The sequence below is a fragment of the Streptomyces sp. NPDC046465 genome, assembly GCF_040646035.1.
In the GTDB taxonomy this organism is placed as follows: Bacteria; Actinomycetota; Actinomycetes; order Streptomycetales; family Streptomycetaceae; genus Streptomyces.
Genome location: NZ_JBEYZK010000004.1, coordinates 257587 through 279533 on the forward strand (window position 1 = coordinate 257587; position 21947 = coordinate 279533).

The window sequence follows — 21947 nt, forward strand, 5'->3', positions numbered from 1 at the left end:
TTCATGCCGGAATCATGGGTCAATCTGGCGGAGCCCATCGGCAGCGACCTGCATGTGGAGCTGTCGGGCCCCGGAAGTCGCCGCGCCGTTCTGATCCGTGCGCTGCGGGACGCCGTACGCGAGGGCAGGCTCGCCCCCGGCACCCGGCTGCCGCCCTACCGCTCGCTCGCCGCCGACCTCGGTCTGGCCCGCAACACGGTCGCCGACGCCTACGCCGAACTGGTCGCCGAGGGCTGGCTGACCGCGCGGCAGGGCTCGGGCACGCGGGTCGCGGCCGGGACCTCCGCCGCCGGGGCGCCACCCCGGCGCGCGCGAAGGCCCGCCCCTGCCCGGCCCGCCGCCCCCGCCCACAACCTTCGCCAGGGCACGCCGGACGCCGCCTCCTTCCCCCGCACGGCCTGGCTCGCGGCCGCCCGTCGCGCACTGGGCGCCGCGCCCAACGAGGCCTTCGGCCCCGGCGATCCGCGCGGCAGGACCGAGCTGCGCCAGGCGCTCGCCGACTATCTGGCGAGGGCCCGCGGAGTGCGTACGGACCCCGAACGGATCGTGGTGTGCTCCGGCTTCGCGCACGGCCTTCGGCTGCTCTTCGGGGGCGCGCGGGGCGCGGGCGGCGGGGTGCTGCGCGGGCCCTTCGCCGTGGAGTCGTACGGCCTCGGCTTCCACCGGGAGATCCTGGAGGACTCGGGCGTACGGACGGTGCCGCTGGGCCTGGACGAACAGGGCGCCCGCGTCGAGGAGTTGGCGGGAGGCCTACGGGTACGCGGCGTGCTGCTCACGCCCGCGCACCAGTTCCCGACCGGCGGTCCGCTGCGGGCCGCCCGGCGCGCGGCGGTCGTCGACTGGGCCCGTACCGGCGGTGGTGTGGTCCTGGAGGACGACTACGACGGAGAGTTCCGTTACGACCGCGAGCCGGTCGGCGCCCTGCAAGGCCTGGACCCCGAACGGGTCGTCTATCTGGGCTCGGTCAGCAAGAGCCTGTCCCCCGCGGTGCGCCTGGGCTGGATGGTCCTTCCGGAGCACCTCGTCGACGGCGTCCTCGCGGCCAAGGGGGAGCGGGAGGCGTGGGCGAGCGTCCTCGACCAGCTGACGCTCGCCGACTTCATCGCCTCCGGGCAGTACGACCGCCACATCCGCCGGATGCGCCAGCGCTACCGGAGCCGCCGCGACCGTATCGTCACCGCCCTCGCCGAACACGCCCCGCACATCGCGGCCACCGGCATCGCGGCAGGCCTGCACGCGGTGCTACGGCTGCCGCCCGGCACGGAGGCGTCCGCGGTCAAGGCCGCGTCCTGGCAGGGGATCGCGCTCGACGGCCTCGCCGCGTTCCGGCACCCGCGGGCGACGATGCCCGCCGGGGACGGGCTCGTCGTCGGCTACTCGACACCGGCCGAGCACGCGTACGGGGCGGCCGTCGAGGCACTGCTCCGGGCACTGCCACCCGCGGACGACCTCTCCGTAGACGGCTCCTCCGTAGACGGCTCCTCCGTAGACGGCCTCTCCGTAGAGGGGAAATAGGCCCGGCTCCTTGATCGTTCAGGGTGGATACCAGTCGGTACGCGGAGGGGATCTGACCATGAGCAGCGCGAGTGGCACCGTCGGTGCCGGGGCCGTCGACAGTCATGCCGTCGACATCGACGACGGCGTCAACAACGCCAACCCCTTCAACCGCCGTGTCATCGAGGAGTTCCGGGCCAACGGCGGCCGGGTCGGCGGGCCGTTCGAAGGGGCGAGTCTGCTTCTGCTGACCACCCGTGGCGCGAAGAGCGGGCTGCCGCGGACGACTCCCGCGGTCTATCTGCCGGACCCCCGACCGGACAGTGGCCGCCTCGTCGTCTTCGCCTCCAACGGGGGCTCGGAAAAGGCCCCAGGCTGGTACCACAATCTCCTGCGCGACCCCGCGGTCGTCGTCGAGGTCGGCACGGAGCGGTACGAGGCCCGCGCCACGCCCGTCGACCCTCGCGAGCACGACGAGCTGTGGCGTCGCCAGATCGAACGGGACCCGAACTTCGCGGAGTTCCGGGACCGGGCCCCGCGCACGATCCCGGTGATCGCGCTGACCCGCACGGATCAGTCCGTGGCGTCCTCCGGGTAAGGCACCCAGCGGTACCCGTCGCCGTCCCGGTGGACCGTGCCGAAGGGGACGTCCGCGAAGTGGATGCCGAAGCCGATGGTGCCGGGCTCCGCGAGCTCGGCGACCAGGGCGCGGCGGGCCTCGGCGGCCGCGTCCCGGTCCAGGTCCGGGGCGGCGGACCACTCGGGGTGGGCGACCTGGACGGGCGAGTGCAGCGCGTCGCCGAACGCGATGACGCGCTGTCCACCGGCGGAGATGACGTACGCGGTGTGCCCGGACGTGTGCCCGGGGATCAGCCGGGCCCGGACGCCGGGGCGTATCTCCTCGCCGTCGGCCACGGTGCGCACCCGCGGTGCGAGAGCCGCGAGGATGTCGTCGCCGAGCCCCTCCGCACCGGCGTGTCGGCGTCCGGCCCACTCCTGTTCGGCCAGCAGGTACTCGGCACCGGCGAGCGCGGGCCCTTCGCCGCCGGGCGCGGCCTGCCAGGCCCAGCCGACGTGGTCGGGGTGGAGGTGGGTGAGGGCGACCGCGCCTATCTCCGCCGGGGGGCGGCCGGTCGCGGCGAGGCTGTCGAGCAGCGACCCGCTCCGGACGGCGCCGAGCCGCGCGCCCTCTTGCGCGGGCATCGTCATCGGGCCGAATCCGGCGTCGATCAGCAGGGCACCCGCGCTGTCCCCGTCCTGCTCGACGAGGAGGCCGCCGATGCTCGCCACCAAGTAGCCGTCGGAGTCCAGGTATTCGGGGTGCGCGGCCCAGTCGGCCTCGGTGGACGCGGCGAACCACAGGCGGGGCGACAGTTGCACCATGCCGTCGGGTACGTACGTCAGCTTGAGGGGGCCGATGCGCAGCGAGCGCATCCGCGCGGGGCTCCTGAGCCGGTCGCCGCCATCTGCCGCTGTCTGACTACTAGTTGTCATGATTGCTGCCAACCGCGTTGCGGGGCCCCACATTCCCGCACCCACGCCGTCATACGGTTCAGGCCGTCATCAACGGCGCGTCCTCACGCCACTTGAGGATCTTGTCGAAGCTGATCACCGCGCCGCCCCTGCCCGGCTTGTTGCCGAGGTGGACGTGGTCGGCGAGTTCCCTGATGAGGCAGAGGCCCCGCCCGTGCTCGTCCGTCTCCGCGGCGGGCGGCCGGGGCGCCGGGCAGCCGCGCGAGACTCCGGCTCCGGGGAAGCCCGGTCCGGAGTCGGTCACCTCGATACGGCACTTCTCGCCGTCCAGATAGGCCGTGACCCGATACCCGCCCGTACCGCCCACCGCGCTCCCGGGGATGCCCGCACCGCCGTGCTCCACCGCGTTGGCGCACGCTTCGCTGAGAGCGACCGACAGATCGTAGGAGACCTCCGGGTCCACGCCCGCCGTCTCCATCGTGCCGATCAACAGGCGGCGGGCAAGCGGAACGCTCGCAGCTTCGCGCCGCAAATGGAGAGACCACCAGATGCTCATGCTCCAGCCTCCTGGCTGCGGCTCGACATACCGATACGTATTGCCACACGCGCTCACGGCTAAGCGCCCGCCCGACGTGATACCGCCCATACGGCGGATGCGCGCCCCCCGCCACCCGGTGTAGGACGGCGGCACCGGAACCCTCCCGGCCCGGCCCGCGAACCCGTCCGACCGGCCGCAGAAGCCCCCAACACCCTGGAACAGGACCTTCCGGACCTGCCGTACGCACCGGGTGGGCCCAGTGCGATGATGGCCCCGCCATGACTGCCCCCCACCAGCGCCAGCCGTGCGACGGAGCCGATCTCCGGCTGCTCAGGGCCGCGACATTCGCCGCGGTCTGCGTCGTGCTGTCCGCCGGGGGCCATGTGCTCGCTTCCTGCGCGGGCGTCCCGCTGTGGACGCTGGGTCCGGCCTTCCTCCTCGTGCTCGCCGTCGCGCTGCCGCTCGCCGGACGGGCCCGTTCGCTGCCCGGCATCGCCGCGCTGCTCGCGGTGGGACAGCTCGGCCTGCACGCCCTGTTCGGCCTCGGCCAGCACGGCGCCACCGCCGTCTCCGTCACCGTCACTCGTGACGGTGACGGCACCCTGGTGGAACGGGCCGCGCGCCTGGTCTGCGGGGCGGGCGCGGCGACGATCACGCCCGCGCAGGCCCACCGGATCCTCACCACCGCGGGGCTCGGCCCCGGCGGCACGGGCGGCTCCGGAGCGGCCCACTCCGCAGGACACGGGCACGGCAGGTCCGCCGCCGCGGCCGCGGGCACCGCCCTTGACTCCGTGGCGGGCGCGCCGGGGGCCGGAGGGTCCATGAGCTCGATGGGGTCGATGGGCGCCATGTCGCTCCTGCCCTCCGTGCCCATGCTCATCGCCCACGTCCTCGCCGCCCTGGCCGCCGGCTGGCTGCTGCGCCGCGGCGACGTCGCGCTGCTCCGCCTCGTCCGGCTCGCCGACGGGGCGCAGGGGGTCGCCGAAGGGGCGCTCGTACGTTCGCTGCGTTCGGCGCTCACCCTCGTACGCGCCCTGCGGGCGGGGCTGCCCGGCGCGCCCGAGACGACCGGGCCGCGGACTCCGCGCACCGCTCGGCTCGCGCTGCCGAAGCCGCGCACCGTCGCGCTCGAGGACACCGTGATCAGGCGCGGCCCACCGGCGGGGCTCCGCGACATCGAACTCGCCGCCTGAGGCGACACACTCCACACCGCTGTACGGAGGGGTCGCCCGGCGCCGCGCGCGTGCCCGACCGGCCGCGCTCACCCCTCGTATTCAGCACCGGTAGGCGACCCACGCGTCGCACACCGCTCACCACTGACGAAAGTGGAGTGTTCCTGTCATGAAGATGTCCCGTATCGCCGCCGTCGGCACCGTCGCCGCCTCCGCCGTCCTCGTTCTCTCGGCGCCCGCGTTCGCGCACGTCAGCGTCTCCCCGGAGGGCGAGGCCGCCAAGGGCGGGTACGCCACGGTCAACTTCAAGGTGCCGAACGAGATGGACGACGCCTCGACCAACAAGCTCGAGGTCTCCTTCCCGACCGACCACCCGCTGGCCTCCGTCATGACGCAGCCCATCCCCGGCTGGACCGTCAAGGTCACCAAGAGCAAGCTCGACAAGCCGCTGGAGATCCACGGCGAGAAGATCGACGAGGCCGTCTCCAAGGTCACCTGGACCGCCGACGGCAAGGGCATCCAGCCCGGCACCTTCCAGAAGTTCCCGGTCTCCATGGGCCAGCTGCCCGAGGACGCCGACCAGCTCGTCTTCAAGGCGATCCAGACGTACGACAACAAGGACGTCGTCCGCTGGATCGAGCCGCAGCAGAAGGGCCAGGAGGAGCCGGAGCACCCGGCGCCCGCCCTCGAGCTGACCGCCGCCTCCGAGGGCCACGGCGCCGCCGGTGACACCGCGTCGGACGACAAGCCCGCCAAGACCGAGAGCGCGTCCTCCGACTCCTCGGACAGCAGCGACACCACCGCCCGCGTCCTCGGCATCGTCGGCATCGTCGTCGGCGCCGCGGGCGTCGCGTTCGGCGTGCTCGCGGGCCGCCGCCGCGTCACCGGCTGAGCCGCGGGATCGAGCCACCCACGGGGTGCGCCGCCGCGGCAGACAGCCGCCCCGGTGCACCCCGGCCCCCTCACATCTGGGACATTTTCGTATGCGCACGATGAGCTCGAAGAGCCACTCCACGTACCCCTCGCAGAGCGCCGGGAAGAGCACCCGCAAGAAGCTCGCCGCGGCCGCCCTGCTGGCCGCGGCCGCTCTCACGCTGACCGCCTGCGGCAGCGGTGACGACAAGAAGTCGACGGCCGACGTCTCCGTAGAGACCGATTCGGGCAAGGCCGCCACAGTCCTCGACCAGCCGTACAAGAAGCCGGACCTCGTCCTCAAGGACACGCACGGCAAGAAGTACGACCTGCGCAAGGAGACCGCGGGCAAGCCGACGCTGATCTACTTCGGCTACACGCACTGCCCGGACGTCTGCCCGCTGACGATGAACAACATCGCGGCCGCCAAGCAGAAGACCCTGTCCAAGGCCGACCAGAAGAAGCTCAAGGTCGTCTTCGTCACCACCGACCCCGGGCGCGACACCCCCCCGGAGCTCGGCGAGTGGCTCAAGGGCGTGGACGCCGACTTCGTCGGTCTCACCGGTGACTTCGCCACCATCCAGGCAGGCGCCCATCAGCTCGCCATCAGCGTCGAGCCGTCCAAGAAGGACAAGAAGGGCAAGATCGTCTCGATGCACGGCACGCAGGTCATCGCCTTCTCGCCGAAGACCGACGCGGGATACGTCATCTACAACGACAAGGCCACGGCGGACGACTACGCCAAGGACCTCCCCAAGCTCCTCAAGGGACAGAACCCGTGAACCACCGCACCACCCGACACCGCGCGCTCACCGGCGGAGCCGTGGCGCTGGCCGCCGCACTCACCCTGGCGGGCTGCGGCGACTCGGACTCCGACAAGGCGTCCGGCCCGGCCTCCGCGAAGGCACCCGAGCTCAAGGTCGGCGGCGCCTACATCCCCGAGCCCACCATGGACGACATGGCGGCCGGTTTCTTCACGCTCACGAACAAGGGCGGCGCCGACAAGCTCACCTCCGCGAGCAGCGACGTCGCGGGCTCCATCACGCTGCACAGCACCAAGGGCGGCACGATGAAGGAGCAGAAGTCCTTCGACGTGCCCGCCAACGGCCACCTGGACTTCGCCAGCGGCGGCAACCACCTGATGCTCGAAAAGCTCAAGCGCAAGCCGGAGAAGGGCCAGAAGGTCGCCCTGACACTGCACTTCCAGAAGTCGGACCCGATCACGATCGAGGTGCCGGTCAAGGAAGCGACGTACAAGCCCGCGCAGCACGACACGTCACACAACTCGCACTGAGGGACGGACCGTTGATGCAGACCATCGCTCCCCGCTCCAGGGTCGCCCCCCGGACCAGCGCCGCCCCACGCGTCTGGCGGCTCCTCCTCGTGCTCCTCGCCGCGACCGGCGCCTTCCTCGCCGGGGCCGCGCCGGCCTCCGCGCACGCCGCGCTGACCGGCAGCGACCCGAGGCAGGGAGCGGTGGTCGCGTCGGCCCCCGCCCAGGTGAAGCTCACCTTCTCGGAGAAGGTCGCCATGTCGGACGGCTCGGTGCGGGTGCTCGACCCGTCCGGCAAGCGCGCCGACAACGGCAAGGCGACGGACCTGGGCGCCAACACGTACGGCGTGAAGCTGCGGCCGGGCCTGCCCGACGGCACCTTCACCGTCGCCTACCAAGTGGTCTCCGCCGACAGCCACCCGGTCTCCGGCGCCTTCACCTTCTCCATCGGCGCGCCCTCCGACACCAAGGTCGCGCTGCCCGACCAGGAGGCAGGCGGCGGTCTGGTCGGCCTGCTCTACGACATCACCCGCTACTTCTCGTACGCCGGGTTCATCGTGCTCGTCGGCGGCGCCGCCTTCATCCTCGGGTGCTGGCCGCCCGGCGCCGCGGTGCGGCCCCTGCAGCGGCTCGTGACGTCCGGCTGGGTCACGCTCACCGGTTGCACCCTCGTCCTGCTGCTCCTGCGCGCCCCCTACACCGGCTCCGGCAAGCTCGGTGACGCCTTCGACATGGGCAAGCTCGGCGACGTCCTCAACACCAAGACGGGTGCGGCCCTCGTCTCCCGGCTGCTGCTCCTCGCCGCCGCCGCGCTGTTCATCGCGGTGCTCTTCGGCGCGTACGTGAAGCGCGACGGGCCCGAGGAGGCCGCCGAGAAGAAGGACCTCACCTTCGGGCTCGCCATCGGCGGCACCGTCGTCGCCCTCGGCATCGCGGCGACCTGGGCGATGGCCGAACACGCCTCGACCGGCATCCAGGCAGGCATCGCGATGCCCGTCGACGTGCTGCATCTGCTCGCCGTCGCCACCTGGCTCGGCGGGCTCGCGGCGCTGGGCCTCGCGCTGTTCCGCACGGCGTCGGTGGACGCGCGGGCCGTGCGGCGGTTCTCGACCGTGGCGTTCACCAGCGTCGTCGTCCTCGCCGCGACCGGCACCTATCAGGGGTGGCGCCAGGTCGGTTCGTGGTCGGCGCTGACCGGCACGTCGTACGGGCAGCTGCTCCTCGTCAAGATCGGCCTGGTCGTCGTCCTGGTGGGCGTCGCCTCCATCTCCCGCAGGTGGACCCGGCGCATCGCCGCCGAGGCGGGCGGCACGGCCCCCGAGGTGGCCGCCGCCGTGGTCGTCGAGCAGCGCGGCAAGCAGTCGTCGACGAAGCCGCAGAAGAAGGCGCAGAAGAAGCCGGTCACGGTGCCCGCGTCCGGCGAGGGTGCGAGCGGCTCGGGCGGCTCAGGCGGCTCGGGCGGCTCAGGCGGCTCGGGCGGCTCAGGCGGCTCGGGCGGCTCAGGCGGCTCGGGCGGCTCGGGCGGTGACTCCAAGCGCTCCGCGCAACTGGCGCGCCAGCAGGCCGCCATGGACACCGCCCGCGAGAAGCGCGTCCGCGACGCCGACCCGCACCGCTCAGGACTGCGCCGCTCGGTGCTCGCCGAGACCGGTGTCGCCGTCGTGCTGCTCGCCGTGACGACGATCCTCACCACCACCGAGCCGGGCCGCACCGAGGAGGAGGCCGCCAACGCCACATCGGCGGCGGCGGCACAGCGCTCGGGCCCGCTCAGCCTCAAGGTGCCCTTCGACACGGGCGGCACCGACGGCAAGGGCACCGTGCAGCTGGACCTCGACCCGGGCCGCAGCGGCAGCAACGCCCTGCACGTGTACGCGAAGCGCCCCAACGGCAGCGCCTTCGACGTCCCCGAGGTGAAGCTCTCCTTCACCCTCAAGTCGAAGGACGTCGGGCCGCTGCCCGTCAAGCCCGACCACATCGCCACCGGACACTGGAGCGCGAACGGCGTGCAGATCCCGATGGCAGGAAATTGGCAGATCGCGGTGACGGTGCGGACCTCCGACATCGACCAGATCACCGTGAAGAAGAACGCGCAGATCGGCTGAACGGAACCACCATGGCGGACAACGGCATTTCGAGGCGACGGCTGCTCGGCACCGCGGGCGCGACCGGTCTCGCGCTCGGCGCGGCGGGTGGCGCCGCCGGATACGCCGCGGCGCCCGCGTCGGACGGGTCCGCCCCGGCGGGCTCGTCGTCCGCCCTGGCGAGCCTCGGCACGGACGAGGTGATGTTTCACGGGAAACATCAGCCCGGCATCACCACGCCCATGCAGTCCCGCGGCCATCTGGCCGCCTTCGACCTGGCGGCGGGCGCGGGCCGCAAGGAGGCGGCGGCCCTGCTGCGCCGCTGGTCGGCGGCGGCCGAACGGCTGATGGCGGGCAAGCCGGCCGACGGCGAGGACACGGCGGTCGCCCGCGACGCGGGTCCGTCCTCGCTCTCCGTCACCTTCGGTTTCGGTGCCTCCTTCTTCTCCCGCACGGGCCTGCGGAAGCAGCGTCCGGATGCCCTGAACCCGCTGCCCGACTTCTCCTCGGACCGCCTCGACAAGGCGCGCAGCAACGGCGACCTGTGGGTGCAGATCGGCGCGAACGACCCGCTGGTCGCCTTCCACGCGCTGCGCGCGCTCCAGCGGGAGGCGGCGGGCACGGCGAAGGTCCGCTGGCAGATGAACGGGTTCAACCGTTCGCCGGGCGCCACCGCCCGCCCGCTGACCACGCGCAACCTGATGGGCCAGATCGACGGCTCGAACAATCCCAAGCCGTCGGAGAAGGACTTCGACCGGCGCGTCTTCGTTCCGGAGGATGGGGATCCGGCGTGGATGGCGGGCGGCTCCTACGTCGTCGTGCGCCGCATCCGCATGCTCCTCGACGACTGGGAGAAGCTCGGCCTGACGGAGCAGGAGGCGGTCATCGGGCGGCACAAGTCGGACGGCTCGCCGCTGACCGGCGGCACGGAGACGACCGAGCCGAAGCTCGACAAGACGGGCCCGGACGGCAAGGTCGTCATCCCGGTCAACGCGCACGCCCGCATCACGCGGCCCGACCAGAACGGCGGCGCCGCGATGCTGCGGCGCCCGTTCTCGTACCACGACGGCTTCGACGCCAAGGGTGAGCCCGACGCGGGTCTGCTCTTCGTCTGCTGGCAGGCGGACCCGATGACCGGCTTCATTCCGGTGCAGCGCAAGCTCGACCGGGGCGACGCCCTGTCGGACTTCATCCGGCACGAGGCGAGCGGGCTCTTCGCGGTGCCGGGCGGTGCGGCGAAGGGCGAGTACGTGGGGCAGCGGCTGCTGGAGGCGTGAGCCGGGGCTTGCTGGAGGCGTGAGCCGGGGCTTGTTGGAGGCGTGACCGCGGTTCGCGGGGGCTACACGGGGGCGTACGTCTTCTTCGTACGCCCGTACGTGCGGCGGGCGCCGCTCTGTGAGACGCGTGAGCCGTGCCACGTCGGGCCCATTAGGGTGACGGTATGTCGGCGACGCGCTATACGTACCTGGGCCCCGAAGGCACCTTCACCGAGGCGGCCCTCCGCACGCTGCCCGAGGCGGCCACCAGGGAGCTCGTCCCCATGGTCTCCGTGCCGGCCACGCTTGACGCGGTCCGCAGCGGCGAGGCGGCGGCCGCCCTCGTACCGATCGAGAACTCCGTCGAGGGCGGCGTCACCACCACCGTCGACGAGCTCGCCAAGGGCGAGCCCCTGATGATCTACCGCGAGGTCGTCCTGCCGATCGCGTTCGCACTCCTGGTGCGGCCCGGCACGAAGCTCAAGGACATCAAGACGGTCACCGGTCACCCCGTGGCCCAGCCGCAGGTCCGCAACTGGCTGGCCGCGCACCTGCCGGACGCCGTGTGGGAGTCGGCGGCCTCGAACGCGGACGGCGCCCGCCTCGTCCAGGAGGGCCGTTTCGACGCCGCCTTCGCGGGCGAGTTCGCCGCGGCGACGTACGGCCTCGAACCGCTGGTCAGCGAGATCCACGACGCGGCCAACGCCGAGACGCGCTTCGTCCTGGTCGGCCGCCCGGCCCGCCCCGCCGCGCCGACCGGCGCCGACAAGACCTCCGTCGTCATCTGGCTGGGCGACGACCACCCCGGCGCCCTGCTCGAACTGCTGCAGGAATTCGCCGTGCGCGGCGTCAACCTGATGCGGATCGAATCGCGGCCGACGGGCCAGGGCATCGGCAACTACTGCTTCTCGGTGGACGCCGAGGGCCACATCACGGACCGCCGGGTCGGTGAGGCGCTGATGGGTCTCAAGCGGATCTGCCCGCAGGTGCGCTTCCTCGGCTCGTATCCGCGCGCCGGAGTGGCGACGGAGGATGTCCGGCCGCAGCGGCCCGGCACCACCGACAGCGAGTTCATGGCGGCGTCGGACTGGCTGGCACGCTGCCAGGACGGCCGTTTCTAGCCACGCGCGACAGGTCGCTTCGGACCGCTCTCCGTAGCCCCGTCAGCCGCTTTTCTGCGGCCCTTCTGCCTGCCCTGTGGCTATCCCTTGCCTGCTCCCCGCAGTCCTACCGCAGTCCTACCTGCAGATTTACGTTGTCCACAGAAGTTATCCACAGGCGCGCGTCTCGACCTGGGGACAAGTCGACAACGAAGCACGACATGGTCGACAAATCGGCCCACAGCCCCCAAGTCCTTTCACGGTCCGCCACGTCACCCCTCGTCCACTCTTTTCTATTGATCAACTCTTTGGAGTGAGGTATTTCCACTCGAAAGTGGGTGTGCGCGTGGTTTGGGAAGAGAACCTTTCGTCCCGCGCGAGGCTTTCGGAACGCCTCCTTCCGGCATCCACAGATCTTTCGCACAGGCTGTGGATAACCGTCCGGAGTCGCTGATTCCTGTGGACAACCACAGTGGACAGGCGGCCCAAGTCCCGCCTCCCACAAGGGGTTCCGGTCAAGGCGACGGACACGCTCTGCCCCATTTCGGGGAATGGTGCCCTTTTTATTGACCCAGATCGACTCAGCCGGGCGGGCGACCGGCCCCGGGAATTTACATTCCGGCAAAACAGACATAACGCACACCGTGGAATATCGATTCGTAGGCCGGAACCGCACGACGGTAGCCTTGAGGGGTGATTGACCTTCGCCTGCTCCGTGAGGACCCCGACCGTGTTCGCGCCTCCCAGCGCGCCCGTGGAGAGGACGTCGCGCTCGTCGACGCCCTGCTCTCCGCCGACGAGCGGCGCAGGTCGTCCGGCCTCCGCTTCGACGAGCTCCGCTCCGAGCAGAAGGCGCTCGGCAAGCTGATCCCCAAGGCCGCGCCCGAGGAGAAGCAGGAGCTTCTCAAGAAGGCCGGCGAGCTCTCCGCCGCGGTCAAGGCCGCGAACGCCGCACAGGACGAGGCGGACGACGAGACCAAGCGGCTCCTGCAGCAGCTGGGCAACATCGTCCATCCGGACGTCCCGGTCGGCGGCGAGGAGGACTTCGTCGTCCTCGACACCATCGGCACCCCGCGCGACTTCGCCGCCGAGGGCTTCGAGCCCAAGGACCACCTGGAGCTCGGCGAGCTGCTCGGCGCCATCGACGTCGAGCGCGGCGCGAAGGTCTCCGGCTCGCGCTTCTACTACCTCACCGGTGTCGGCGCCCTGCTCGAACTGGCCCTGGTCAACGCCGCCATCGCGCAGGCGACCGAGGCCGGCTTCATCCCGATGCTGACCCCGTCCCTGGTCCGCCCGCGCGCCATGGAGGGCACCGGCTTCCTCGGCCAGGCCGCGGAGAACGTGTACCACCTGGAGAAGGACGACTACTACCTCGTCGGCACCTCCGAGGTCGCGCTCGCGGCGTACCACATGGACGAGATCATCGACGCCGACAAGCTGCCCCTGCGGTACGCGGGCTTCTCGCCCTGCTACCGCCGCGAGGCCGGCACGTACGGCAAGGACACCCGCGGCATCTTCCGCGTCCACCAGTTCGACAAGGTCGAGATGTTCTCGTACGTCGACCCGGCCGACGCCGAGAACGAGCACAAGCGCCTCCTGGAGTGGGAGAAGCAGTGGCTGACCGGCCTCGGCCTGCCGTTCCAGGTGATCGACGTGGCCACCGGTGACCTCGGCTCCTCGGCCTCGCGCAAGTACGACTGCGAGGCGTGGATCCCCACCCAGGGCAAGTACCGCGAGCTGACCTCCGCCTCGAACTGCGACGGCTTCCAGGCCCGCCGCCTGTCGATCCGCATGCGCGAGAACCGCGACGGCAAGAAGGCCCTCCAGCCCCTCGCCACCCTGAACGGCACGCTGTGCGCCGTGCCGCGGACCATCGTGGCCATCCTGGAGAACCACCAGCAGGCCGACGGCTCCGTGGTGGTGCCCGAGGTCCTGCGCCCGTACCTGGGGGGACGAGAGATTCTGGAGCCCATCGCCAAGTGAGTCACCCTGCCCCGGTCCCGCCCTCCTTCCCGTACAAGCTGGTCGCGACCGACCTCGACGGGACGCTGCTGCGCTCCGACGACACGGTTTCGGGACGTACGCGCCAGGCGCTCACCGCGGCCACCGCGGCGGGCGCGGCGCACATCATCGTCACCGGCCGTGCGGTGCCCTGGACCCGCCACATCCTCGACGACCTCGGTTACGAGGGGCTCGCGGTGTGCGGCCAGGGCGCGCAGGTCTACCACGCGGGGGAGCACCGGCTGCTCACCTCGGTGACGCTCGACCGGCAGCTCGCGGGGCTCGCGCTCGCCAAGATCGAGGCGGAGGTCGGCCCCCTCTTCCTGGCCGCGAGCCGCGACGGCATCGACGGCGAGGTGATCGTCGGCCCGGGGTACGGGGTCCAGGACGGCCCGCTCCCGGCCGTCCCCTTCACGGACGTCGCCGACCTGTGGGCGGCCCCGCTGAACAAGGTGTACATCCAGCACCCCGGCCTCGGTGACGACGCGCTGACCGAGGTGGCGCGCGACGTGGCGGGTGACCTGGTCGGCGTGACCATGGCGGGCGAGGGCATAGTCGAACTCCTCCCGCTCGGCCTCTCCAAGGCCACTGGCCTCTCCCTGGCGGCGCGCCGGCTCGGCGCGAAGGCTGCGGACACGATCGCGTTCGGCGACATGCCGAACGACATCCCCATGTTCGGCTGGGCGGCACACGGCGTGGCCATGGCCAACGCCCACGACGAGCTGAAGATGGTCGCTGACGAGGTGACGGCGTCGAACGAGGCGGACGGCATCGCGGTGGTGCTCGAGCGGCTGCTGGGCTGAGAGCCTGCCTGAACCCGCCCCGGCCGACGCACCGGGGGGAGGGGCGGCCCGCGCAGCGATGCGGACCCCGCGCGCTCGAAGCGGCCGCCCCCGGGCAGCTCCCCCGTGAAGCGGGACTCTACGAAGTGGGTGACCACATCGGAGCCTGCCGCACGCTGCCCTGCCGGGAACTCGACGGACCGTTTGACGGGTACGTCGGCTCCTCTCCCGGACGGTTACCGCACCGGTTTCCCGTTGCGGTGACGTCAACTACTTTGCCCTCGACCCGAATTCACCGCCACCGAATAAATCGGGTCACTTGAACCGAATAAATCGAGGGCGGCCCGGACCGGGCCGCCCCCGGGCCGGGCCGCCTCGCACCGGGTCACTCCTCACCGGCCAGCGTCAGCGAGCGCAGCTTCTGCCCCGCGTACCAGGTGGCGAGCGCCGTGACGGCGACCAGCAGGACCGTCGCGGCCGGCAGGCCGACGTCCGAGGTGATCAGGTCGCCGTGACCGACCTTCTGAGCCACCGCGAGGGACCACTGCTGCACGCTGAGCGTGCGTGCTCCGGAGACCAGCGATCCGAACAGCGCCTCCCACACGAGGGCGTAGACGAGGCCGAAGACCACGGCGTGCCGGGTGATCGTGCCGAGGAGCAGGAAGATCGCGGCGTACGTGACGGACGCGACGAGCGCGGCGATCGTGTACGCGATGGCGATCTGCTGGCCGTTGCCGTTCAGGATCATCCCCGCGATGAACGTGGGGATCGCGGAGAAGGCCATGGTCACGGCGATGGCGACGATCAGCTTGGTGAAGATGATCGTGGGCCGCTTGACCGGCTTGGACAGCAGGTAGACGACGGAGCCGTCGTCGATCTCGGGGCCGATCGCGCCGGTGCCCGCGATGACGCCGATGATCGGCACCATCGTGGCGAGCGCGAAGCCGCCGAGGACGTCGACGGCCACTTGGTCGTCGGCGCCGCTGAAGCCCCGTACCGCCGCAGAGATGACGATCAGGAGGAGGGGCAGGGCGAAGAGGATCAGAGCCCGGCGCTTGCCGAGCAGGGCCCGGTAGGTGAGCCGGGCGACAGTGGGGTTGTACACGGTGACTCCCTTCAGGCCGCGACGAGGTAGGAGAAGACCGACTCGAGGGACTCGTCCGATGGCGAGACCGTCAGGAGCCGGATGCCGTGTTCGCGGGCGACCCGGGGCAGCAGCGCCGTGAACCGCCCGAAGTCGACCGCCTGGATACGCAACGCGCCCTCCTTGAGGTCGACTTCGATGCCGGCCGTCGACGGGTCAGCGATCAGGGCGGCGGCCAGGGTGCGGTCGTCGCTGGAACGGATCAGATAGCGGTGCGGGCGGTCGGTCATCAGGCGGCGGATCCTGCGGAAGTCACCACTGGCCGCGTGCCGTCCGGCGACGATCACCTCGATGTGCGAGGCCAGTTGCTCGACCTCTTCGAGGATGTGCGAGGAGAACAGGACCGTGCGGCCCTGGTCGCCCATGGTCCGCAGGAGCTCCATGAGCTGCATGCGCTGGCGTGGGTCCATGCCGTTGAAGGGCTCGTCGAGCAGCAGCACGGACGGGTCGTGGACCAGGGCGGAGGCCATCTTCACGCGCTGGCGCATGCCCTTGGAGTACGTGGAGATCTTGCGGTCCTGCGCGTACTCCATCTGGACGGTGGCGAGCGCCTTCTTGGCGGCCCGCTCGTCCAGGCCGTGCAACTCGGCGTTGGCGACGACGAATTCGCGGCCCGTGAGGAAGTCGTACATGCCCTCGCGCTCGGGGACGATGCCGATGTCCCGGTAGATCGCCTCGTTGCGCCAGATCGGCTTCCCGTCGAGGGTGACGCTGCCCGTGGAGGGGGCGAGGAAGCCGCCCATCATGTTGATGAGGGTCGATTTGCCCGCGCCGTTCGGACCGAGGAGCCCCGTGACTCCCGGGCCGATGTTCATGGTGATGTCGTTGACCGCCACCACGTTGCCGAACCAGCGCGACGTGTGGTCGATGCTGATGGTGGTCATTAGAGGCCGACCTTCCGGTAGCGGCGCATCAGTGCGCCGTAGCAGCCCGCGATGAGGCCGAGAACGACTACTACGTAGACGACGCCCACGCCGGACGACGGGCCTTCCCCTCCGGGGAAGGCGGACGTCGCGCCGAGGAAGGCGGTCTGTACGCCGTCGACGAGCGTGATCGGCGAGAAGAGGCCGAGCCAGGCGATGGCTCCGCTGCTGCCCTGCTCGAAGGCGATCGCCTGGACCGTGGACACCGCTCCGTAGGTGATGGTCAGGACGGCGATGACGGCGGCGATGCCGAAGCCGCGGCGGGGCGTGACCGCCGAGATGATCAGCGCGATGCCGGAGAAGAGCAGGCAGAGCACCGCTACGGAGACCAGGCCTTGGGCGAACCCTGCCGTCTGGTCGGCGAAGTCGAGTTTGGCGAGCAGCGCGCCCACGTAGAGCACGAGGAGCGGCGCGGCGGTGAGGACGAAGAGGGCGCAGGACATCGCGGCGAACTTCGCCAGTACGTAGTCGCCGCGTTCGATGGGACGCGAGAAGTAGAGGGGCACCGTCTTGAAGCGCAGGTCGCGCGACACGGTCTGCGGGGCCTGGGCCGCCAGGAAGAGGCTGATGACGGCCTGGAGCACGATCGCGTAGCGGGTGTAGTCGACGGGGAGGTCGTCGGCCTTCGTGGCGACGGCGACCGCCACCATGATCGCCGCGGGCAGGCACATGACCGCGAACAGGATCATGGGCAGGACCTTGGACTTGGCGGAGCGCCCGAGTCCGTACGCGCCGCGCAGGCTCTGGGAGAAGAGCGAGCGGCGGGCGTAGGAACGGCCGAGGCGCGGTCCTTCGTAGTTGCGGTATCCGATGTTGTGGATCCGGGTGGACTCGGTGCTCATCGCGCCCCTCCCTCCTTCTGCTGTGCGGCAGCGGTGGCCGACCGGGCGGCCGCGCGCTCGGTCACGGGCTCGGTCACGGGCTCGGTCACGGGCTCGGTCACGGGCTCGGTCACGGGCTCCTGCCGCGGCTGCTGCGGCTCGTCCTTGAAGACCTCCGCGATGTGGTGCCTGCGCTGTTCCATCCGGACCAGGCCGAGGCCGAGGTCGGCGACGAGGTCGCGCACGATGTCGTACGTCTCCTCGCCGTCGGCGGTGAGCAGGATCGTGTGTCCCGCGCCGGGCAGTTCGCCGCCGGTCTCGGTGCCGATGCCGCGGTCCCGCAGCGCGTCGCGCAGGGCGCGGGTGCCGTCGGGGTGCTCGTCGGTGTCGGTGACCTCGACGGCGAGCGTCGTGGTGGCCTGGGTGAAGTCGGTGGTGGAGCTGGACCGCAGGAGCTTGCCGCCGTCGATGACGACGACGTGGTCGCAGGTGCGCTCCAGCTCGCCGAGGAGGTGCGAGGTGACCAGGACCGAGATGCCGAAGTCGGTGTGGACGCGGCGGATCAGGCCGAGCATCTCGTCGCGGCCGACCGGGTCGAGGCCGTTCGTCGGCTCGTCGAGGAGGACTAGTTGGGGGTCGTGGACGAGGGCCTGCGCGAGCTTCACGCGCTGCTTCATGCCGGTCGAGTAGCCGCCGATGGGGCGGTACCGCTCTTCGTAGAGCCCGACGTGGCGCAGGGTGTCCGCGGTGCGCTCGCGGGCCGCGGTGGGTGGGAGTCCGGACATGCGCGCCATGTGGACGACGAACTCGGTCGCCGAGACGTCGGGCGGCAGACAGTCGTGCTCGGGCATGTATCCCACGCGTTCGCGGATCTCACCGCCGCTCGTGGCGACGTCGAGGCCGAGCACGGCGGCGCGGCCCTCCGTGGCGGGGGACAGACCCAGCAGGATCTTGATCAGAGTGGACTTGCCGGCTCCGTTGGCTCCGACGAGGCCGGTCACACCGGGCCCGATATCCATGGAGAGCCGGTCAAGCGCGGTCACCCTCGGGAACCGCTTGCTCAGGCTTTCGGTCGCGATCACAGTCACGCTTCGACGCTAGTGGCGCGGACCATACGGGTCGTCAGTCCATGGGCTTGCCCTGACCTCACTCTGGAGTATTACGGGCCCGTAGGGGTCGTCCGGAAGTCGATCCCTACGGGTTCTTCCGGACGTGTCCCGCAGGGTTGGGCAGAACTCTTGACGTAGCCGCCGGGCATTGTCACATTCATCAGTGTCAAGTTACGACCGCGTACGGCGATGGACCGGACACGGGATGGACCGGACTCGGGACGGACGGTGGCATGACCTCAGCAGTGGCAGGCGAGCTCTCCGCGGAACTGCGGGGGTTCAGAGAAGTGCAGACCCTCGCGTATGAATGCGCGGAGGCGGTCGCGGCCCAGCTCAAGCCGGGTGTGACGGAGCGCGGGGCGGCGCGGATGCAGCGCGAGTGGCTGCGCGAGCGGGGTGTGCGGGACTGGTTCCACCTGCCCTTCGCCTGGTTCGGGGACCGCACGGCGTTCGTGAACTTCCGGGTCCCCCTGCAGTTCTTCCCGACCAACCGCAAGCTGGAGCCGGGGATGCCCTTCATCCTTGACATGGCGCCGGTGTACAAGGGCTTCACCGCCGACATCGGCTATTCCGGCTGCCTCGGTCTGAACCCCGTGCACGACAAGCTCCTCGCCGACCTGGAGGCGCACCGCGAGCTGCTCCTGCGCGAGGTGCGCGAGCGCCGCCCGCTCCGGGAGATCTATGAGGACGTCGACCGGCTCATGGTCCGCCAGGGCTATGCCAACCGTCACCGCGCCTATCCGTTCGGCGTCATCGCGCACAAGGTCGACCGGGTCAAGGAGCGCCGGCTGACCCCGCATGTCTTCGGGTTCGGCACGCAGTCGCTGAAGGGTCTCGCGAGCGACGCGATCCACGGCCACCGGGACGGCTGGTCGCCGCTGTGGTCCCCGTACAAGTTCTCCGACCACCCGCCCCAGAAGGGGCTGTGGGCGGTCGAACCGCACCTCGGATTCAGGGGTACGGGCGCGAAGTTCGAGGAGATCCTGGTCGTCACCGACTCCAAGGACCCCGAGGAGAGCGCGTTCTGGCTGGACGACGATCTGCCGCATGTGCGGCGCTGGGCTGAGGAGAGGGCCGCCGCATGACGACCGGAGACATCGGCAAGGACACCGGCGTGGGTGTCGGCGCGGGCACCGGCGGGATTCTGAAGGGCGCGCGCGAGCGATGGGTGCGCACGGGCGGCGTGGAGCTGTGCGTCGCCGAGCTGGGCGAAGCCGACCGGCCCACGGTCCTGCTGGTGCACGGCTATCCGGACTCCAAGGAGGTGTGGAGCGAGGTTGCCGAGCGCCTCGCCGACCGCTTCCACGTCGTGCTGTACGACGTCCGCGGGCACGGCAGGTCGACCGCCCCGCAGCCGTTGCGCGGCGGCTTCACCCTGGAGAAGCTGACCGACGACTTCATGGCGGTCGTCGACGCGGTCAGCCCGGACAGGCCGGTGCACGTGGTCGGGCACGACTGGGGCTCGGTGCAGTCCTGGGAGTTCGTCACCGTGAAGCGCACCGAGGGCCGCATCGCGTCCTTCACCTCGATGTCGGGTCCCTCGCTCGACCACTTCGGCCACTGGATCAAGCAGCGCGTGTCCCGGCCCACCCCCCGCAAGGTGGGCCAACTGCTCGGCCAGGGCGCCAAGTCCTGGTACGTGTACATGCTGCACACCCCCGTGCTCCCCGAGCTCGCCTGGCGCGGCCCGCTCGCCAAGCAGTGGCCGAAGATCCTCCAGCGCCTGGAGAAGGTCCCGGCCGGCGACTATCCGACGTCGTCGCTGCCTCAGGACGCCGCGCACGGCGCCTGGCTCTACCGCGACAACGTCCGCGCGCGGCTGCGCAGGCCCCGCACCGACGCGTATGCCCACGCGCCCGTGCAGCTCATCACGCCCTCCGGAGACATCTTCCTGTCCGAGCGGCTCTACGACGAGCTGGAGCTGTGGGCCCCGCAGCTGATCCGCCGCACCCTGCCGGCCAAGCACTGGGTGCCGCGCACCCGGCCCGACCAACTGGCCGCTTGGATCGGCGAATTCGTCACGACGAACGAGGATGGCATGCCCGTCAACGACAGCGGCGCGACCGGCAGGCACGCCGACCGGTTCGGCGGTCAGCTCGTGCTGGTCACCGGTGCGGGCAGCGGCATCGGACGGGCCGCCGCCTTCGCGTTCGCCGAGGCGGGCGCACGCGTGGTGGCCGTCGACCGGGACGCCGAGAGCGCGGCCCGTACGGCGGAGATGGCCCGCCTGATAGGCGCCCCGGCCGCCTGGGGGGAGACGGTCGACGTCACCGACGAGCAGGCCATGGAGAAGCTCGCCGAACGGGTCGCCACGGAGTACGGCGTGGTGGACGTCCTGGTGAACAACGCCGGCATCGGCCTCGCGGGCTCCTTCCTCGACACCAGCAGCGAGGACTGGAAGAAGGTCCTCGACGTCAATCTGTGGGGTGTGATCCACGGCTGCCGGCTCTTCGGCAAGCAGATGGCCGAGCGCGGCCAGGGCGGCCACATCGTCAACACCGCCTCCGCCGCGGCGTACCAGCCCTCCCGGACCCTGCCCGCCTACAGCACCTCCAAGGCGGCCGTCCTGATGCTCAGCGAGTGCCTGCGCGCGGAGCTCGCGGGCCAGGGCATCGGCGTCTCCGCGATCTGCCCGGGCATCGTGAACACGAACATCACGGCGACGTCCCGCTTCGTCGGTGTCGAGGCCGACGAGGAGAAGCGCCGCCAGAAGAAGTCCGCCCGGCTCTACGGCATGCGCAACTACCCGCCGGAGAAGGTCGCCGACGCGATCCTGGACGCCGTCGTCAAGAACCGGGCGGTGGTCCCGGTCACCCCCGAGGCCCGTGGCGCCCGCCTCCTGTCCCGGTTCAGCCCGAAGGCCCTGCGTGCGATAGCCCGATTGGAGCCGCCGCTGTGAGCAAGGAGACCGATCCGCGGACACGGACCGAGGAGCACTACACGATCGTTCCGCGCCGGGTCTCGTTCGACTGGGACGGGACACCGCTGCACTGGATACCGGACGAGCCGACCGCCACCCACGTCATCAATGTCCTGCACCTGCTGCTCCCGGCGGGGGAGCGGTGGTTCGTGAAGGTCTTCAAGGAAGGCCTGCCGCTGATCACCGACCCGGTGCTGCGCAGTGACGTCAAGGGGTTCATGGGCCAGGAGGCCACGCACAGCGTGCAGCACGCGCATGTGCTCGACCACCTGGCGGCGCAGCGCCTCGACACCGCCGCCTTCACCAAGTACGTCGACTTCCTCTTCGAGAAACTCCTCGGCGAGCGGCCGCCGTTCGGCGCGCCGGTGCCGACACAGGAGTGGCTGCGGTTCCGCCTTTCGATCGTCGCCGCGATCGAGCAGTTCACAGCGGTCCTGGGCAACTGGGTCCTGCACGCCGAGGGCCTCGACCGCGCCGGTTCCGACGAGGTGATGCTCGACCTGCTGCGGTGGCACGGCGCGGAGGAGGTCGAGCACCGCGCGGTCGCCTTCGACATGTACCAGCACTGCGGCGGCCGGGGCCTTCCCCGGTATGCCCGCCGGATCGCGGGCATGACGGTCACGGCGCCGGTGCTGCTGTACCTGTGGATGTGGGGCACGGCCTATCTGATCCGCCACGACCCCCAACTCGCGGGCCGCCTGCGGTACTCACTGGCGGAGCACAACCGGGCGGTCGGCAAGGGCCTGCTGCCCACCTGGGGCGAGATAGGGACGGCGATACCGCGCTACCTGCGGCGGTCGTACCATCCCTCGCAGGAAGGCTCGTTGCGCAAGGCCGTCGCATATCTGGCGCAGTCGCCCGCGGCGCGGGCCGCGGCGGGCGCGATCGGCAGGGCGGCGATCCAAGGTCCGGGCGTCCACCGCCCAGGGTCTGGCACGAGGTAATACG

Annotated in this window: 20 protein-coding genes; 14 read left to right on the top strand and 6 right to left on the bottom strand. The window is 71.0% G+C overall.

The genetic code is table 11. The features are described 5' to 3' along the window. Positions 1–3: 3 nt before the first annotated feature. Positions 4–1515: a PLP-dependent aminotransferase family protein gene (locus ABZ953_RS08725; protein ID WP_361718910.1), complete on the top strand. Its 1512-nt coding sequence runs from the start codon at positions 4–6 to the stop codon at positions 1513–1515. Between the two features lie 58 nt (positions 1516–1573). After that, positions 1574–2092, top strand: coding sequence for a nitroreductase/quinone reductase family protein (locus tag ABZ953_RS08730; protein ID WP_361718913.1), 519 nt, complete (start codon positions 1574–1576; stop codon positions 2090–2092). On the opposite strand, the gene ABZ953_RS08735 is transcribed toward ABZ953_RS08730, so the two are convergent. Further along, a complete protein-coding gene (locus ABZ953_RS08735; protein WP_361718916.1) occupies positions 2068–2988 on the bottom strand; it encodes an MBL fold metallo-hydrolase in 921 nt (306 codons plus the stop codon). The genes ABZ953_RS08730 and ABZ953_RS08735 overlap by 25 nt on opposite strands. Positions 2989–3046: 58 nt before the next feature. Next, the gene (locus ABZ953_RS08740) at positions 3047–3523 is read right to left on the bottom strand and encodes an ATP-binding protein (RefSeq protein WP_361718919.1); all 477 of its coding nucleotides are present in this window, start codon (positions 3521–3523) and stop codon (positions 3047–3049) included. A 260-nt stretch (positions 3524–3783) separates the two neighbouring features. On the opposite strand from ABZ953_RS08740, the gene ABZ953_RS08745 reads away from it, so the two are divergent. From ABZ953_RS08745 to ABZ953_RS08785, 9 genes are all read left to right on the top strand, one after another. Beyond that, positions 3784–4698 (top strand): hypothetical protein, encoded by a 915-nt coding sequence (locus ABZ953_RS08745; RefSeq protein WP_361718922.1) that lies wholly within the window; start codon positions 3784–3786, stop codon positions 4696–4698. A 148-nt stretch (positions 4699–4846) separates the two neighbouring features. Next, the gene (locus ABZ953_RS08750; protein WP_361718925.1) at positions 4847–5569 is read left to right on the top strand and encodes a YcnI family protein; all 723 of its coding nucleotides are present in this window, start codon (positions 4847–4849) and stop codon (positions 5567–5569) included. A gap of 100 nt (positions 5570–5669) precedes the next feature. After that, the gene (locus tag ABZ953_RS08755; RefSeq protein ID WP_361718928.1) at positions 5670–6371 is read left to right on the top strand and encodes an SCO family protein; all 702 of its coding nucleotides are present in this window, start codon (positions 5670–5672) and stop codon (positions 6369–6371) included. Beyond that, positions 6368–6883: a copper chaperone PCu(A)C gene (locus ABZ953_RS08760; RefSeq protein WP_361718931.1), complete on the top strand. Its 516-nt coding sequence runs from the start codon at positions 6368–6370 to the stop codon at positions 6881–6883. Before ABZ953_RS08755 ends, ABZ953_RS08760 begins: the two co-directional genes overlap by 4 nt. 14 nt (positions 6884–6897) lie before the next feature. After that, positions 6898–8964, top strand: a complete 2067-nt coding sequence (locus tag ABZ953_RS08765) for a copper resistance protein CopC (RefSeq protein ID WP_361718934.1) — start codon at positions 6898–6900, stop codon at positions 8962–8964. A gap of 11 nt (positions 8965–8975) precedes the next feature. Continuing rightward, positions 8976–10220: an iron uptake transporter deferrochelatase/peroxidase subunit gene (gene efeB / locus ABZ953_RS08770; RefSeq protein ID WP_361718937.1), complete on the top strand. Its 1245-nt coding sequence runs from the start codon at positions 8976–8978 to the stop codon at positions 10218–10220. A gap of 164 nt (positions 10221–10384) precedes the next feature. Continuing rightward, entirely contained in the window at positions 10385–11320 is a 936-nt protein-coding gene (pheA, locus tag ABZ953_RS08775) for a prephenate dehydratase (protein WP_361718940.1), read from the top strand. Positions 11321–11992: 672 nt separating this feature from the next. Next, positions 11993–13282 carry a serine--tRNA ligase gene (gene serS, locus ABZ953_RS08780; RefSeq protein WP_361718943.1) on the top strand — a complete coding sequence of 430 codons (1290 nt, stop codon included), beginning with the start codon at positions 11993–11995 and terminating at the stop codon, positions 13280–13282. After that, complete coding sequence (locus tag ABZ953_RS08785; protein ID WP_361718947.1) at positions 13279–14103, top strand: HAD family hydrolase; 825 nt, start codon at positions 13279–13281, stop codon at positions 14101–14103. The genes serS and ABZ953_RS08785 overlap by 4 nt, the downstream gene beginning before the upstream one ends. A gap of 364 nt (positions 14104–14467) precedes the next feature. Here ABZ953_RS08785 and ABZ953_RS08790 read toward each other — a convergent pair whose 3' ends face one another. Genes ABZ953_RS08790 through ABZ953_RS08805 form a run of 4 tightly spaced genes read right to left on the bottom strand, consistent with a single transcriptional unit; the run spans position 14468 to position 18052 of the window. Then, complete coding sequence (locus ABZ953_RS08790; RefSeq protein WP_361718950.1) at positions 14468–15187, bottom strand: ABC transporter permease; 720 nt, start codon at positions 15185–15187, stop codon at positions 14468–14470. A gap of 11 nt (positions 15188–15198) precedes the next feature. Further along, positions 15199–16110 (bottom strand): ABC transporter ATP-binding protein, encoded by a 912-nt coding sequence (locus ABZ953_RS08795; RefSeq protein ID WP_361718953.1) that lies wholly within the window; start codon positions 16108–16110, stop codon positions 15199–15201. Next, positions 16110–16991 carry an ABC transporter permease subunit gene (locus ABZ953_RS08800; protein ID WP_361718956.1) on the bottom strand — a complete coding sequence of 294 codons (882 nt, stop codon included), beginning with the start codon at positions 16989–16991 and terminating at the stop codon, positions 16110–16112. The genes ABZ953_RS08795 and ABZ953_RS08800 overlap by 1 nt, the downstream gene beginning before the upstream one ends. Continuing rightward, complete coding sequence (locus ABZ953_RS08805; RefSeq protein WP_361719263.1) at positions 16988–18052, bottom strand: ATP-binding cassette domain-containing protein; 1065 nt, start codon at positions 18050–18052, stop codon at positions 16988–16990. Before ABZ953_RS08805 ends, ABZ953_RS08800 begins: the two co-directional genes overlap by 4 nt. Before the next feature lie 260 nt (positions 18053–18312). Between ABZ953_RS08805 and ABZ953_RS08810 the strand changes: the two genes are divergently transcribed. The 3 genes from ABZ953_RS08810 to ABZ953_RS08820 are packed head-to-tail and all read left to right on the top strand — an operon-like array spanning position 18313 to position 21943. After that, the gene (locus ABZ953_RS08810) at positions 18313–19164 is read left to right on the top strand and encodes a M24 family metallopeptidase (RefSeq protein WP_361718959.1); all 852 of its coding nucleotides are present in this window, start codon (positions 18313–18315) and stop codon (positions 19162–19164) included. Continuing rightward, entirely contained in the window at positions 19161–20978 is a 1818-nt protein-coding gene (locus ABZ953_RS08815) for an SDR family oxidoreductase (protein ID WP_361718962.1), read from the top strand. Before ABZ953_RS08810 ends, ABZ953_RS08815 begins: the two co-directional genes overlap by 4 nt. Then, entirely contained in the window at positions 20975–21943 is a 969-nt protein-coding gene (locus ABZ953_RS08820) for a metal-dependent hydrolase (protein ID WP_361718965.1), read from the top strand. The genes ABZ953_RS08815 and ABZ953_RS08820 overlap by 4 nt, the downstream gene beginning before the upstream one ends. Positions 21944–21947 lie beyond the last annotated feature (4 nt).